Origin of the sequence: Neomegalonema perideroedes DSM 15528, from assembly GCF_000374145.1 — a bacterium.
Classification (GTDB): domain Bacteria; phylum Pseudomonadota; class Alphaproteobacteria; order Rhodobacterales; family Rhodobacteraceae; genus Neomegalonema; species Neomegalonema perideroedes.
Genome location: NZ_KB893653.1, coordinates 1487530 through 1502942 on the forward strand (window position 1 = coordinate 1487530; position 15413 = coordinate 1502942).

The 15413-nt window shown below is 63.7% G+C and carries 10 protein-coding genes; 8 read left to right on the forward strand and 2 right to left on the reverse strand.

The features are described from left to right. The first annotated feature begins 326 nt into the window (after positions 1-326). The 8 genes from glmU (at position 327) to B161_RS0106955 (ending at position 12165) form a co-directional block, all read left to right on the forward strand. Entirely contained in the window at positions 327-1706 is a 1380-nt protein-coding gene (gene glmU, locus B161_RS0106915) for a bifunctional UDP-N-acetylglucosamine diphosphorylase/glucosamine-1-phosphate N-acetyltransferase GlmU (protein WP_018632641.1), read from the forward strand. 185 nt (positions 1707-1891) lie between these two features. After that, on the forward strand, positions 1892-3715 hold the full coding sequence (glmS, locus tag B161_RS0106925; protein ID WP_018632643.1) for a glutamine--fructose-6-phosphate transaminase (isomerizing): 1824 nt from the start codon (positions 1892-1894) through the stop codon (positions 3713-3715). Positions 3716-3859: 144 nt separating this feature from the next. Further along, entirely contained in the window at positions 3860-4693 is an 834-nt protein-coding gene (locus B161_RS0106930) for a heteromeric transposase endonuclease subunit TnsA (RefSeq protein ID WP_018632644.1), read from the forward strand. Then, a complete protein-coding gene (locus B161_RS0106935; protein ID WP_018632645.1) occupies positions 4690-6846 on the forward strand; it encodes a Mu transposase C-terminal domain-containing protein in 2157 nt (718 codons plus the stop codon). Before B161_RS0106930 ends, B161_RS0106935 begins: the two co-directional genes overlap by 4 nt. Further along, positions 6833-8455, forward strand: coding sequence for an ATP-binding protein (locus B161_RS0106940; protein ID WP_018632646.1), 1623 nt, complete (start codon positions 6833-6835; stop codon positions 8453-8455). The genes B161_RS0106935 and B161_RS0106940 overlap by 14 nt, the downstream gene beginning before the upstream one ends. Before the next feature lie 15 nt (positions 8456-8470). Next, positions 8471-10126 (forward strand): TnsD family Tn7-like transposition protein, encoded by a 1656-nt coding sequence (locus B161_RS0106945; protein ID WP_018632647.1) that lies wholly within the window; start codon positions 8471-8473, stop codon positions 10124-10126. Further along, positions 10123-11760: a hypothetical protein gene (locus tag B161_RS17140; protein WP_018632648.1), complete on the forward strand. Its 1638-nt coding sequence runs from the start codon at positions 10123-10125 to the stop codon at positions 11758-11760. The genes B161_RS0106945 and B161_RS17140 overlap by 4 nt, the downstream gene beginning before the upstream one ends. 123 nt (positions 11761-11883) lie before the next feature. Next, the gene (locus tag B161_RS0106955; RefSeq protein ID WP_018632649.1) at positions 11884-12165 is read left to right on the forward strand and encodes an IS3 family transposase; all 282 of its coding nucleotides are present in this window, start codon (positions 11884-11886) and stop codon (positions 12163-12165) included. A 382-nt stretch (positions 12166-12547) separates the two neighbouring features. Here B161_RS0106955 and B161_RS0106965 read toward each other — a convergent pair whose 3' ends face one another. Further along, positions 12548-14497: a GAP1-N1 domain-containing protein gene (locus B161_RS0106965; RefSeq protein WP_018632651.1), complete on the reverse strand. Its 1950-nt coding sequence runs from the start codon at positions 14495-14497 to the stop codon at positions 12548-12550. Further along, positions 14497-15411: a TRAFAC clade GTPase domain-containing protein gene (locus B161_RS0106970; protein ID WP_018632652.1), complete on the reverse strand. Its 915-nt coding sequence runs from the start codon at positions 15409-15411 to the stop codon at positions 14497-14499. Before B161_RS0106970 ends, B161_RS0106965 begins: the two co-directional genes overlap by 1 nt. Between the last annotated feature and the right edge of the window lie 2 nt (positions 15412-15413).

The window sequence follows — 15413 nt, forward strand, 5'->3', positions numbered from 1 at the left end:
AAAACCGCGGCGCATCTCCCGGCGGAGCCCCTCGAACGCCCGCCGAACGCCTGCGCGCCATAGAGACGGGAATTCGGCGCGGATGTCAAAAGCCGAAGCCTCTGCGGGCGCGGCGGGGGAGGGGGCGGGGAGGGGCGGAGCGATACCCCTGAACAGGATTGCGGCGCGGCGCCGAAGGCGTCACAATTCTGAGACGCAGGCGGGTTATCTCCGGCTCTGTCCCCTATCGAGGCGCGCCCTTCGCGCGACCGATCCCGTCCGGAGGCCCGGTCCTGCTTTTCGTCATCCTGCGTTTTCGCCGCCCGGCGGCTCTGGGTTCCTGATTCATGACCGAAAATTCCGCTGCGCGCGTCGAAGACGCGCTGAATCTCGTGTTTCTCGCGGCCGGCAAGGGCACGCGCATGGCCTCCGCGCGCGCCAAGGTGCTGCATGAGGTGGGCGGGCTGTCTCTGCTCGGGCATGCTCTGGCGGGGGCGCGGCCTCTGAATCCTCAGCGCGTGGCGGTGGTGGTCGGCCATGACGGCGATTCCGTCGCGGCGGAGGCGGCGCGGCTCTGGCCGGGGGCCGCCGTGGCGCGTCAGGAGGCGCAGTTAGGCACGGGCCATGCGGTGCTTTCGGCGCGCGGGCTTCTGGAGGGCGCGACGGGCGACGTCCTCGTGCTCTACGGCGACTCCCCCTTCGTCTCAGCCGGGACTCTGCGGCGGCTGATCGCGGCGCGGCGCGCGGGGGCGGCGGTGGGGGTGCTCGGCTTCGAGCCGGAGGCGCCGGGCGGCTACGGGCGGCTCAAGCTCGGCCCGGACGGCGGCCTTGAGGCCATCGTCGAGGCCAAGGACGCCACGCCGGAGGAGGCGGCCATCCGGCTTTGCAACTCGGGGGTGATGATCCTCCCGGCGGAGAAGATCTTCGGCTGGCTGGAGCGCCTGACTCCCTCCAACGTCAAAGGCGAATATTATCTCACCGATCTGGTGGCCATGGCCCGCGCCGAGGGCCTGCCCTGCGTCGCCGTGCGCGCCGAGGCCGAGGAGGTTCTGGGCGTCAACAGCCGCGCCGAGCTGGCGGAGGCCGAGGCTTTGTTCCAGCAGCGCCGCCGCCGCGAGATTCTCGACTCGGGCGTCACGATGACCGCGCCGGAGACGGTTTTCCTCAGCTATGACGCGCGCATAGAGCCGGATGTGGAGATCGAGCCTCATGTGGTCTTCGGGCCGGGCGTCCATGTGAAAAGCGGAGCGCGGATCCGGGCCTTCTCCCATCTGGAGGGCGCGGAGGTCGCTTCGGGCGCCGTGGTCGGCCCCTATGCGCGGCTGAGGCCGGGCGCGAAAATCGGCGAAGGCGCCCATGTCGGGAATTTCGTCGAGCTGAAGAACGCGACCCTCGGTCCGGGCGCCAAGGCCAATCACCTCGCCTATCTCGGCGACGCGACGGTGGGCGCCAAAGCCAATATCGGCGCCGGGGCCATCACCGCCAATTACGACGGCGTCTTCAAACATCGCACCGAGATCGGCGAAGGCGCCTTCATCGGCAGCAACGCCGTGCTGATCGCGCCGATTTCGGTGGGGGCGGGGGCTTTGGTGGCGGCGGGCTCCGCGGCTTCGAAGGACGTGCCCGCCGAGGCGCTTTCCGTCACGCGCTCCGAGCAGAAGATTCTGCCGGGGGCCGCGGCGCGTCTGCGGGCGCGGCTCAGGGCGGCGAAGGCCGCGAAATCTTAAGACGGGAGCCTGCGGGGCGTCGAAACGTAAGCTTTGCGTCAATCGGCGCCTTTTATGCTTGTCCCGTTCCGCTTATCCGGCGCGACGCGCGAGACGCCCGCGCCGGGAAGCTTGAAGGGCGCCGAAGCGCGCATGATGTTCGTCGCTGCGGTTGAGACGCGGCTTATGCGGTCAAGGAGCGTGCTATGTGCGGGATTGTCGGAGTGATCGGGCGGGAGGATGCGGCCGCGACCGCGCTTGAGGCGCTCAGACGGCTGGAGTATCGCGGCTACGACTCGGCGGGTCTGGCCACGCTGGAGGAAGGGCGCCTGACGCGCCGCCGCGCTCCGGGCAAGCTTTCGGCTCTGGCGAGCCTGCTGGAGAGCTATCCGCTGCATGGGGCTCTGGCGGTGGGCCATACGCGCTGGGCCACCCATGGCGCCCCCACCGAAGCCAACGCCCATCCGCATCAGGCGGGACGGGTCATGGTGGTCCATAACGGCATCATCGAGAATTTCCGCGAACTCCGCGCCGAGCTTCAGGCCGAGGGGCGCGTCTTCGAATCCGAGACGGACACCGAAGTCGCGGCCCATCTCTGCGACAGCTATATGGCGCGGGGCCTCTCGCCCGCCGACGCGGCCGCCGCCACGCTCGGCCGGATTCAGGGCGCCTTCGCGCTGTGTTTCCTCTTTGAGGGCCATGAGGATCTGATGATCGCGGCCCGGCGCGGCTCGCCTCTGGCTCTGGGCTACGGCGAGGGGGCGATGTACGTCGGCTCCGACGCTCTGGCGCTCGCGCCGATGACCAACCGCATCGCTTATCTTGAAGAAGGCGACTGGGCGATCCTGCGCCGTCAGGGCGCCGAGATCTTCGACCGCGAGGGCCGTCCCGCCGAGCGCGCCGTCCGCACGGTGGCCGTGGAGTCGGTTCTGGCCGACAAGGGCGAATATCGCCATTTCATGGCCAAGGAGATCCATGAGCAGCCGGGCGTTCTGGGCTATGTGCTGGGGCGCTATCTCTCGGCGGACCGCCGGAGCCTCGCCGCTCTGGATCCGGCGGTGGATTTCGCCGCCGCCAGCTCGATTCAGATGGTGGCTTGCGGCACCGCCGCCTACGCCGCCCAGACCGCGAGCTATTGGTTCAATCAGATGGCGGGCTTGCCCGCTCATGTCGAGGTGGCTTCGGAGTTCCGTTACCGCGAGCCGCCGCTGCCTGAGGGCGGGATGGCGCTTTTCGTCTCGCAATCGGGCGAGACCGCCGACACTCTGGCGGCTTTGCGCTACGCCAAATCTCAGGATCAGAAGATCCTCGGCGTGGTGAACGTGCCGGAAAGCTCCATCGCCCGCGAGAGCGACCTCGTGCTGCCGACCTTGGCCGGCCCCGAGATCGGCGTGGCCTCGACCAAGGCCTTCGTCTGCCAATTGACGGTTCTGGCGGTCCTGGCGGCTCAGGCGGGGCGGGCGCGCGGCAAGCTTTCGCCGGAGGCCGAAGCGGAGTTCGTCGCGGGTTTGAACGAACTTCCGCGCCTGATCTCGGAGACTCTGGCGCTGGAGCCGCAGATCGCGAAGATCGCCCGCGAGATCGCCGAGGCGCGCGACGCGCTTTATCTGGGGCGGGGCGCGATGCATCCTCTGGCGATGGAGGGGGCTCTGAAGCTCAAGGAGATCTCTTACATCCACGCCGAGGGCTATGCGGCGGGCGAGCTGAAGCATGGCCCGATCGCTCTGGTGGATCCTCATGTGCCGGTGGTGGTGATGGCGCCGCGCGACGCTTTGTTCGAGAAGACCGTCTCGAACATGCAGGAGGTGATGGCGCGGGGCGGCAAGGTTCTGCTGATTTCGGACGCCGAGGGCGTCGCGGAGGCGGGAGAAGGCGTCTGGGCGAGTCTGACTTTGCCGAAGGTGCATCCGCGTCTTGCGCCGATCCTTTACGCGGTTCCGGCGCAGCTTCTGGCCTATCATGCGGCTCTGGCCAAGGGCGCCGACGTGGATCAGCCGCGGAATCTGGCGAAATCCGTCACGGTGGAGTGACGGGAGGCGGCGGCGTTTTTTCTTGTGTCGAGTTGGAATAAAGTTTGTACCTGAGGAATAGAGTCCGTACCTGAGTAATAAAGTTCGTACCTAAAGATCCATCCATGGTAGAATTCCTGCGGTCGAATCGCCGGGCAGGATGCTATGAGATCTCGCAGTGGGTTTGATGAAGTCAGGATCGCGCGCTTCCGCAAGGAGGGGCGCGGCCTTGGCCACGGCGACAAATATAAGCCTTGGCTGACCATTCGCGACGTTCCCTCACAGGGAAGGTCGCATCGCCTCCTTGGCGTCGTCACGGGCAGGATTCATCACCTCCTGTCCGACATCGAACTTGGCGCCTTCCTCATCTATGATTTCCGCGACGACATGCAGGACATCCGGGAGCAATTCCCTCTTGATGTCGAGGTGACGCGGCGCATCTCTCAAGAGATCGGAATCCGCCACCCGGTCGACGTCAGGAGCCGGACGGAGCTTGTCCAGACGACAGATTTTCTGCTGGACCTGCAACGCGGCGATCGGATCGTCACGCTCGCCCGAACGGTCAAACCCTCCGAAGCCCTGAACGATCCCCGCACGGTCGAGAAACTGGAGATCGAGCGGAGATATTGGACCTCGCGCGGCGTGGATTGGGGAATCGTCACGGAACGGGATCTCCCGCCGATCCTGCTGAGCAACCTCAAATTTCTTCAAGGCTGCGCCTCGCTGGAGGATCTTGAACAGTCCTATCCCGGCCTTTATCAGGAAAGAGCGACGCTCGTCGATGGGGCTCTGGCGCAGCACCCTGACCTGAATCTTCAGGAGTTTTCCCGGAGGATCGACAATCTCCTGAGTATGAAGCCAGGGGAGGCCCTCCTGCTCGTCAAGCATCTTCTGGCGATCAAGGTCTGGAGGACGGACATGGAGCAGCCAATCACAGAAACGACTGTGATGTCAGCTTTTTGGCGCGAACCCGCATCCGCCGCACGGAGGGTTCAATGATGACGGATTTGCTCATTGGCCAGGTTGTCCGCTTCTCTGAAGACGAGCATCGCGAACGCCTGCTCTGGAAGCTCCCGGAGGGGCGAGGCGGCTGGTTCATCGACATCGACGACGACCGGGCCGCGCCGATCCTGCGCATCCGCAGCGAGGTCGAGGATCTGCTCGCCGAGGGATTGCTCGCACTCTCTCAAGATCCCTGGTCCCTGACAGGTGAAGCTTTGAGCGAAACCCAACGTCTGCGCTGCGATGAAGCCTGGGAGGCGATCCGTCCCCTTACTCTGGCGCAGCCGGAGATCTTCAACCCGAGGAGCCGGGCGGCGCTGGTTCAAAAGCGGGTCGTGGAGACAGGAATCACGCGGCAGAGGCTCTATCGTCTGCTCCGCCGCTGGTGGCGTAGAGGCATGACCATCTCCGCCCTGACGCCCGATTACGCCCGCTCCGGCGCGCCTGGAAAGCCGAAGCCTGAAGGAACGCGCAAACGGGGCAAGCCTGCCCACATCGGGCCGGTCGGCATGAACGTCGATGAAGAGGTCCGTGCAGCCTTTCGGGCCGTAGTCACGACCTATTTCGCCAAAAACAGAAAGATCGACGTCGCGGCCTGCTATCACCAATGCCTGAAGGACCATTTCTCCGATCTTCGTCTTGACGAAGAGACAGGGCGTCAGGAGCTTGTCCTGCGGGAAGCGCATCCCAGCCTCTGGCAATTCCGCTATTGGCTGGAGCAGGATAACGATCTTTTCGCCCTCGCCCGTAAACGCCGCACGCCGCGCGTCTATGACAAGGACAACCGCGCTATCCTGGGAACCTCGACCGCCGAAACGCTTGGTCCCGGCTCGCGTTATCAGATCGACGCCACTATCGCCGACGTCTATCTCGTCTCGCGCTTCGACCGGACGAAGATCATCGGCAGGCCGGTGGTCTATGTCGTCATCGACGTCTTCAGCCGGATGATCGCCGGGCTCTATGTCGGATTGGAGGGGCCAAGCTGGGTCGGAGCCATGACGGCTCTGGCCAACGCCGCCTCTCCGAAAGCCGAATGGTGTCGGAGCTTCGGCGTGGAGATCTCTGAAGCCGACTGGCCCTGCCGCAGTCTTCCCACCGCGCTGCTGGCGGATCGCGGAGAGATGCTGGGTTCGGCCGCCGAGACCCTCGTCCAGCGCTTCGGGCTGCGCCTTGAGAATGCGGCGCCTTATCGGGCTGATTGGAAAGGAATCGTCGAACGTCGCTTCGGCCTCCTGCATTCGGCTTTCAAACCTTATGTCCCCGGCTTCGTCGAGCCCGATTTCCAGGAGCGGGGCGCCAGGGATTACCGGCTGGACGCCACGCTGGATCTGGAGCAGTTCACCGCCGTGCTCATTCACTGCGTTCTGCACGAGAACAACGAACACCCGATCGATTCCTATCCCCGCGACCCGGCGATGATCGCCGAAGGCGTGAATCCCATCCCCATCGAGCTTTGGGAATGGGGCGTCCAGCGGCGTACGGGTTTGCAGAGAGCTTTCCCGGAGGATTTGCTCAAACTGACGCTTCTGCCGTCGGATGAGGCGACGGTCACGGCGCAGGGGATCCGATTCTACGGCTGTTATTACAGCTGCGACCGCGCCATCAGGGAGCATTGGTTCGAGAAGGCGCGCCAGACCCGCAGCTGGAAAATCCCGATCAGCTACGAGCCGCGCCTCATGGACCGGATCTGGCTGCGCGACCCCAAAGGCCGTGGTGAGCCTTTCCTTCCCTGTTCTTTGACGGAGCGCAGCGCCGGAATGCGGGGCATGAGCCTCTGGGAGATCGACCAGTTGCGTAAGGAGGACAGACGCCAGAGGGCCGCCCTGACTCCGCGTCGACGTCAGGGGCGGATCAACCTCAACGAGGAGATTGAGAGGATCGCCGCCCTCGCCGCAAGCGCCCGCCCGGAGGATCCGCGCTCCAAAGCCGAACGCCTGCGCGACATCCGCGGCAATCGCGCCGAAGAGCGGGCCGCCAATCGCGCTCAGGAGGCGTTCCGCCCTCATCTGGAGCAGGGAGAGCCTGCGCAGGTCTTGCCCTTCAAGGGCGAGCCCAAACCCGCGAAGGGGAATTATGATTTCCCGGACATCATGCAAGCCCGCAAGCACCTCGAGAGAGAGAAGGAGAAAGGCGGGGATGATGACGGATGAGCCGCTGCTGCCCGAATACGCCGCGAATCCCTTCGTCGCCCGCCTACCGCCGCCGCTGTCGGTCGAGGCGGCCCTCGCCGCGCTGACCGACCTCCCGAGCTTCAACGCAGAGGAACGTCTCTATCCCGCCCATCTGCGAGCGCATTGCATCCAGCGCCTTGGCCAATATTTCGATCCGCTGATCCGTCATCTCACACTGGAGCAGAGGATCGGCCTGCTGATCTGCCAAGGCTATCTCGGCCGCAATCCCATGACGACGGATTATATTCATCGCCTGCGCAATAATCATGAGCGCATCATGCAGAGGGATCTGGACGCGCCGCCGCCCCATCCGGTCGAGACCACCGCCTCGGGATTCGCGCTCATCGGGGCCTCGGGGATCGGCAAAACGCGCAGCGTCGACCGCATCCTGCGCCTTTATCCGCAGACCGTGGCGCATGACGAGCCCATGGCCTTGACGCAGGTGGTCTGGCTGAAGCTGGAATGCCCACATAAGGGATCACCGAAACAACTTTGCATCAGCTTTTTCAATGAGATGGACCGTCTCCTCGGGACCCGGTTTCAGGCCCGGCACGGCTCAGGACGCATAGCGCTCGACGAGATGGTGATCCATATGGCGCAGATCGCCGACCGCCATGCGCTCGGGATTCTGGTGATCGACGAGATCCAGCATCTCACGCAAGCCCCCGGCGCGGGGCGTGAGGATCTGCTCAATTTCCTCGTCACCCTGATCAACAAGATCGGGCTTCCGGTGATGATCATCGGCACGCCTGCAGCTTTGCCCCTGCTGCAAGGGGCCTTCCGTCAGGCGCGCCGCGCCAGCGGTCTGGGCAGCGCTATTTGGGAGCCGAACACTCAGGACGGAGACTGGGACAACTTCGTTCAACGCATGTGGGACTTCCAGTGGACGCGGGAGGCCGCCCCGCTGGATGCGGAGATCCGCGCGGCTCTGGCCGATGAGAGTCAGGGCGTCGTCGACGTGGTGGTCAAAATCTATATGCTCGCTCAAATGCGCGCCATCCAGCTCAGCGCTTTGGATGGTCGTGAGGAGATCATCGACGCAGGTCTTATTCGTCGCGTCGCGCAAACCGAATTAAGCCTGATCGCGCCGATGATCGACGCCCTGAGGCGGGGCGATCAACGCGCGCTGCAGCAATATGATGACCTGAGGCCCTTTGAGGATTTCGTGCGCCAGACCCTGAGCGACGCCGTCGTCCGGCTGGGCGGCCGCATGACGCCGCCTGCGCCCACGCCCGCTCCCACCTCATCCATGACAGATGATAAACTGATCGTCATGCTGGCGGAGATGGGACTCGGCCCCGACATCGCCGCCCTCCTGCTGGCGGAGGTCCGCGCCGATCTGCCTGAAGCCGCCGGGCCTCTTGATCTCGTCCGTGAAATCGCGGAGCGTCTGAAGGGGCGCGGCCCGGTCGCCAAGCCCGCCCGGCGCAAACGCAAGGCGGCGGCCCCGAAGACCGCCGCTCCATCGCCCGCGCCGCAAGAAGATCCGCAGGACCTCCGCCGCCTGCTGACGCTGGAGACGACCGACGCCTATGCCGCATTTCGCGAGGCGGGCTGGATCAAACCGCCCGCCGACGACGCGGCGTGAAGAGAGGAGGGAGAGATGCTCAGCTATTTCCCTGCGTCTCTCCCCGACGAACTCCTCTTTAGCCGCATCGCCCGCTATCATCTCCATATCTGCTCCCGAAGCTCCAAACAGACTCTCGACGATCTTTTCGGCGACCGCTCCGTCCGGGCCTCGGTCGATCTGCAATGCCGTTTGAGCGCTCTGGCGCGGAGACTGCCCCCTTCGCTCGGCGCGACGGCGGAGGATCTGGCTCAGGCGACGCTCTTCGGCTATCACGCGGCCTTCCAGCCCGCCGGAACGCGACGCCTTGCGCTTCGCTCCATGCTCGGCGGGGAGGCCGCAGGGCTGCACGCCCGTCTCGGGATCGCGGCGGGGCTGCGCGCTCCGGCCCATCGCCTGCGCTGGTGCGCGGCCTGCCATGAGGAGGCGCTCGCCGCCTATGGCGAGCCCTATTGGCGGCGGGCGCATCAACTGCCCGGCGCTCTCCTCTGCCCCGCCCATGGCCTGCCGCTGCGCCCGGCGATCCTGCCGCCCGTCGACCAGCATGGCTTCCTCGCCGCCACGGCGCAGACCTGCCCCGCTCAGGAGACGTCCGCGCCGGATTGGGCGCGGGACCGCAGGCTCATGGAAATGCTTCTGGCCTTGGCCCGCCGCAGCGCGGCCTTGCTGGACGTCAGCCCCGCCTTCGCCAGCTTCGCGGAGCTGACGAGGCGCTGCCGCGCCCGCTTCGTCGCAGCGGGCTTCGCTTCTCCCTCCGGTCGTTTGCGCGTCAAGGCCCTGACCGACGCCGCCGAAATTCGGCTGGGGAGGCTCCAAAACCTCTTTCCGGAGGCCCGCTCCATAGATTGGCTGATCGCCATGGGGCGCAAACATCGCCACGCCTTCAGCCCGCTCCAGCACCTGCTGCTCGATCTGGTTCTGGAGGATCGCGCAGCGCCGCCCCCGCGGAGACGGCCGCGGACACGACGCTTTCTCGCCGAGGACGTCGCCTTCGAGGAGCGCCTGCGCCGCGCCGCCCTGAAGGCGCGGAGCCTGAGGGAGGCGGCGCGCTTGCTCGGCGTCGATCCGCAGACGGTTCTGAAACATGCGAACCATCTGCGGCTGGAAGGCCCATGGGTTTTGAAGCCGCCTCCCGAGCCTGAGGCCTCCGGCGACGAGGCCAAAAGAGAAGAGGTCCGGCGGCTCTGGCTGGAGATTCAGCGCCCCGGCCTCTCCCGAATGGCCCTGCGCCGCGAACGCCCGGCGCTCTGGGTCTGGCTCAGGCGCCATGATCCGGAATGGCTGGAGGCGAATTCTCCGCCCGCCCTCCGGCGTCAGGGCGGCGGGCCACGCAAGGATTGGTCCGCGCTCGACGTAGAGCTGGCCGCAGAGATCAGGGCTGCGGTCGCCGCCATACGAACCCTCAGCCCGCCCCGGCGCGTCACCCGGGGCGAGATCGAGCGACAGCTTCAAAGGCGAGCCTGGTTCGGGCCGCGCCTGAAGAAACTCCCTCTCTGCGAAACGGCGCTGGAGGAACACTGCGAATCTGTGGAAAGTTTCAGGCTGCGCCGGATCCATTGGGCGCGCGCGGTTCTGCGCGCTCAGGATCTGGAGCCGGCCGACTGGCGCATCCAGCGTCTGGCGGGGCTGCGGAAGGGGGATCCGCGGCCATCCGCTCTGAGTGCAGCCCTCACGAAGGAAAGGACGCCATGAGCTTGCGAATCAAGGCCTTCGCCGATCTGGGCGAATCCGTGACGCTGCGCTGGCTGCGCGGCCTTCGTCAGGACGAGCGGGGCGATTGGTGGATCGAGGCCGCCCTCCAGGGACACGCCTCGAAAGCCGCTCATAACGTGAGCCTCGCCTTCGGGCATGCGCCGCTTCTCGCGCCTGGACGGGTGTTCCATCAGGGCAAGCCCGCTGCAGTCTCTGATTTCAGCGCTGTCAGAAGCGTGGAGATCGCCTCTTTGCGGCGACCTGCGCAGGTTTCTCTCGCCGAGGTGCCGCCTTCGGTCTTCTCCGATGGGAAGCGCCGGAACTCCGACCAGCCGCTGCTCCTCTACGCCACGCCGCAACTGGATCTCTACGTTCCGCCTCTGGAGATGGTCCGCCGTCTGTTTCTGCACGACAAACTCCTTGCGAACGCCATCCTGCGAAGAGGGGCCCTGGCTGAACTCTGCCTGCCGGTTGCGCCCAGCTTCCATGACGATCTGACTCTGGAGTTCACCGCCGCCATGGCCCCCGGCGTTCTGACCCGGGCTTTCGTGCGCGACTACGCCTGGCTGGCCGTCCATCCCACCGGAGCGCGCGCCTGGAACAGCGTGGCGCGGCTCTCCAGCGCCCGCGAGGGGATTCTGCTCGACCCGCCCGAGATCAGGGATTGCAGCCTGCAGTTTCGCGGCCTCTTCGGCGACGGGGCGGCTCTGGTCCTTGAGATTCTGGAGATCCCCGGGAAGGTCGATCCGTTCAGGCGGCTGGAGTTCACGCATCCCACCCTGAAAAAGCGCATCGCCGTCCCTTCGCAGGAAGACCCCCGGGAACGAAAGGCGGCGCAGGCGCGTCAGAGGGCGAGAATCGAGAAAGAGCATGAGATCGACTCTCAACCCAGCCGCGTCGGCAGCCGTCCCGACGTCGTCGACGACCCGCGAACAGGGAGCGATTTCATCGGCGACCGGGGCGCGATCGACCGCCGTTATATCCTGCAGGAGGTCGCCCAATCTTCAAAGACGCCGACGGAGGACCCTGCCTCCGGGAAGGAGGCCCCCGAGCCTACGCCGCCGCCGGAACCCCAGCGCCGCATCATTCCGGCGAGCGTGGCCGAAATTGCGGCTCTGGCCAAGCTGCCGCCGCTCTCCTTCCGCATTCTGGAGCCTGCGGAGAAGGATCATACGGGCGGCCTCAGGGCGCTGACGGAGACGCTCCGGCGCATGCAGGCGCTGCTGCCCTCTGTGGCGATCTCCTCCGCCCTCTGCGTGCTGCCGGAGAGGAAGCGCATCACATGGACAGGGCGCTATCGGCGGGCCTGCCTGATCGCGCTTTTCCTCTCATCGCAGAAACCGCCGGTCGTCCTGCTCGACGTGGATCATTCCGACGATGTCTCGCTCGCCGCTCTGGCGTTGCATTTCCGGAAAGCCTCTGACTTGGAGGAGGTCGAGCGCGCCGTCGCATCCATTCTGGGGCGCATGGACAAGCAGGGGCGCTGGCCGCCGGACCTGGAGGCTATGGACGTAGAAAGTTTCCGGCTTGACCGGATCAAGCGCCTGCTGAGGAGCGAGAACCCGCCAGATGCGGCGGCCTATCAGACCAACTGGGCGCATCTGCTGATCGAGAGGCTCGGGCTGAAAGGCTGAAGAGAAGACCTCCGACGGATCAATCCGCTTCGCGGGGCAGGACGCCAAACCCCTGCGGGGAGAGCCATCTCCCCAAGCCGCGCTCCTTCGGTTAAACTCAAGGCGAGAAGGGGAAGAACGCCCATGACGCCGAAACGCAAGACATACAGCACGGACTTCAAGGTCAAGGTGGCGCTTGAGGCGTTGCGCGAGGATGCGACCTTGGCCGAATTGGCCAATCGCCACGGCGTGCATCGCACCCTGATCGCCTATTGGAAGCGTCAGGCGTTTGAAGGGCTGACGGACGCCTTTGCAGGAAGATCCGAGTCCCCCTCAGAGCGCAGCGGCGAGATCGAGAAGCTCCATGCGAAAATCGGCGAACTGGTGATGGAGCGCGATCATTTGCGCCGCGCCTATAGGCGATGACTGGGAAGCATGAAGATCATTGACGCATAGCACCCAGTGAAGCCGCCCTGAAGGAATTGGGTGATTTTATAGATTATTCAAATCTTTGATCTTGATCGCGACTCTCTTCTTGCTCTTACAATCTCATTCTCTCTATGTCTCCCCGCGAAGCGCTTCGAGCGCGACCTTCGCCTTGAAATCAACCTGAAGGCCTCTATTAACCCCTCACACTCTGAATTACGCTCCATGAAAATCAATGACTTGAGCGGGTGGGTGAGGCGGATTTTGGGGGTTAATAGAGGCCCTCACCTGATGACGTTTCCGTTTCAAAGACATCTCAAAGTCCTTCCATGCTCATATCTATAGCTTAACAGCATGTCCGGATTCCGGAGGCTACCTCAGATTACCATGGCCAGAAAAGGCGCGGCAGGGGAAAAAAATGATTCTTTTCGTCGTCATCCCCGAAAACATAACTGAGTTCTTCATCGGTTAGTGACAACTGTGAGACGACGGAACTGACGTCAATGGCGTCACGGTTGGCTTTCCGCAAGACCTTGAGCATCCGCTTGTTGAGGTCCCATCTTTCGCCGATTGACGGCAGGTGCCTCTCGAGCAACGCGCGCGCGCCAGACGATAGCATATTATGGACCGCCATGTATCTAAGCCGCGGAAGTGTCTTGGCTAGAATCGGGATTGTCTGTGCGACCCCATCCCTCAGGCACAACCCTAAGAGATAAGCATCAACAGTTGATCGGTCCTGAGACCGATCGTCATTGGCCGCATCGCCCAGACCTTTGTCCCATACTGCCGCCGACGGAGAGCCATGAATCGGAAAATCGAGCAGTGACAAGCCGAGAGCCGCACGATCAGAGCCACCTGCGAGCGTTGCGATGCCATGCGGTAGGATGTCGCCGACAAACTGCTCGAACATACCCTCCCAACCCTCGGCGAGATCGCCGCTGATCGACAGATTGATCGCCTGGCCGAAAGCAAGTTCTGCGTGCTCTGCGACCGTGGCGCTTGCCTTCTGGCTCGGCGGCAACGATAGAATTCGGCGCAACAGATTAGAAATCGCTTTCGAGGATGAAGCAACGCTGATCAGATCAAGGACCTCGGGTGGCGTGAGAAGCTTGACGTCGAAGGTCTCAAGCAGATCGGGTCGACGCTTCAGAACCTTCAGCTTGATCGGCTGGCACAGATTTGTGGCTTCGACCACGTCGACGTCGAGCATAGCCACCAGCGCATCCATGGCAATCTCGACCTCCCGAGAGAAGGGCTGTTCTATCTCGTTTAAACCTTGGGCCATCGCGATTAGATCGTGCTTGTCGAAGCTGGCGACGACACGACTCAGTTGGTCAGCTTCAACAACGCCTTCGTCAATCGCATGCCACTTCGCCAGAAGCCTGAACATATCCGACGGCCGCGCCCTAGGCATAATCGCCAGAGCAGGCAGCGATACTCCAAGAAGATCACGCTTGAGGGTCAAAGCGTCAGAGGCCTTGGGAAACTGAGCCAGAACCTGTTCGGCGACAGCAAAAGCTATGCCGGAGCGCGCCTGCGACGAAGCCTCATGGATCTCGACGAGATGCGGAAACGACCGACGCGGAGCTGCAACGTCTTTGCCGTACCGCCATAGAAAGCGCCGTAGCGATGTGATGGTCTGTGAGGTGGCGTCCTTGACCGCAGCCTCGACCCACGCCTGTTCCGGCCTGCCCGCTCCGGCACCTTCGCGCGCGTTCAGTGACACCTTGAGCGTCAGGCCCTTGTCCCTCACCGACTCCGAGGACTGGACCGTCCGAAACGAAAATTCCGAGCGCAGGCGCGGCCATTGCTGCGACCACACATCAAACACCGCACGTTCGAAAGCCTCATTCGGCGTGTCGTTGAGCACAACTGGCTCGTTGCGGTAGTAGGATGAAATGATTTTCGTGGCGTATTCGCGGGAAGACGCAGGTGACTTGGCCATGCGTCTCACCTTGAGCGTCAGATTGTAGGTGTCGACATCAACAGGCCCTGCGGGGCGACGGAAAAGACCCTCAAGGACTCCAAGATTCACCTGCTTGCTCAGGAACGAACGCGATAGCAGAAGCACATGGCTCCAGACACAGCCCGGTCGAGGCATCTCCGGCGCGGGCCATGTCTTTATCAAGGCATAGAGGCGAGTCTCAGGCAGTTGGAACCCGCTGATATAGCTCTTAGTCTCTGACAGATTAGCGCCAGGTGTCAGATCGGATCGCATTGAAAGCTCGTAGACGTCTTTCGAAGGCAGGTTGATCGACGACGCCAGCTGCCGATGGCCCTCCGAATAACCGTAAAGCGCTTGTTCTACTTCGAGATTTTCCGGCAGAGACATCAGCTTTCTACGCCGCTCAACCAAGCGATCGGATGAGTGAGATCATGGCCTCCTGCGCCATGACCGACCACCCTGATACGCCTACTCGCCTCAGGTTGCCTCAGTAATTCATCCCGATCGCTCGGTTCTGTAGGATTGTCCTTTGGCGGAACATGGCCTCCCTGTGCCGATACTCCGTAGATTCTGGTTTCGAACTCGTCTGAATGCGTCACCAGATACTGAAAAAGTAGTGGCATGTGATCTTCCAGCCAAGACTCGGGAGTCAGCGCTCCGTGCGCTCGGTCCCAAGCTGATATAATCACCGCAATACGCTTGGGGCGCATTTCCAGCGGCTCGTCAGCGAGGGAGTCGAGTAGATCGACCAGCTGAACCTGTTGTGGCGTTGCTTCGATCTTGAACGGCATGGCCTCGCCCAGACCGGCTGCCGAAGCGGTGCTTCCGACCTCGGTCGGCTCATCAGCAGGCTCGGGCGGGGCCTCGTCGGGAAACTCACGGTATAAGTCGACAATACTGTCATCGTCTTTTGGGCGGAGCGCACTGACGAACAGCAAGAGCCCAGACGCATCACGGATCAGCGGCTCGACACGTTCGTCAACTTCGCGGGTCACAAAGATCCGTTCAACCGTTTCGCCCGCGATGTCGACGAACGACAGCCTGATGTCCGTCTCTGGAACAACTCGCCGGAGATTAATCGCGATCGGCCTCCATTCCTCTGACAGTGTTCTGCCGACGACCCACCCCCCAGCCCAAGCCGCAGATATCTCATCAAGATACCGGAAGTCGCCGTTGTGCCTGCCCATTACAAGCGCTGTATCGTTGATCTCGCGGGAACCAACCAGATGCCAGAGGGCGGCCGCGAATGTGGTCTTGCCGGACGCTTGGAAGCCCAGGACCATGATCTCTTGATCCGACATCG

Coding starts and splice junctions, on each gene's coding strand:
- glmU (WP_018632641.1), top strand. CDS start 327: ATGACCGAAAATTCCGCTGCGCGCGTCGAAGACGCGCTGAATCTCGTG.
- glmS (WP_018632643.1), top strand. CDS start 1,892: ATGTGCGGGATTGTCGGAGTGATCGGGCGGGAGGATGCGGCCGCGACC.
- B161_RS0106930 (WP_018632644.1), top strand. CDS start 3,860: ATGAGATCTCGCAGTGGGTTTGATGAAGTCAGGATCGCGCGCTTCCGC.
- B161_RS0106935 (WP_018632645.1), top strand. CDS start 4,690: ATGATGACGGATTTGCTCATTGGCCAGGTTGTCCGCTTCTCTGAAGAC.
- B161_RS0106940 (WP_018632646.1), top strand. CDS start 6,833: ATGATGACGGATGAGCCGCTGCTGCCCGAATACGCCGCGAATCCCTTC.
- B161_RS0106945 (WP_018632647.1), top strand. CDS start 8,471: ATGCTCAGCTATTTCCCTGCGTCTCTCCCCGACGAACTCCTCTTTAGC.
- B161_RS17140 (WP_018632648.1), top strand. CDS start 10,123: ATGAGCTTGCGAATCAAGGCCTTCGCCGATCTGGGCGAATCCGTGACG.
- B161_RS0106955 (WP_018632649.1), top strand. CDS start 11,884: ATGACGCCGAAACGCAAGACATACAGCACGGACTTCAAGGTCAAGGTG.
- B161_RS0106965 (WP_018632651.1), bottom strand. CDS start 14,497: ATGTCTCTGCCGGAAAATCTCGAAGTAGAACAAGCGCTTTACGGTTAT.
- B161_RS0106970 (WP_018632652.1), bottom strand. CDS start 15,411: ATGTCGGATCAAGAGATCATGGTCCTGGGCTTCCAAGCGTCCGGCAAG.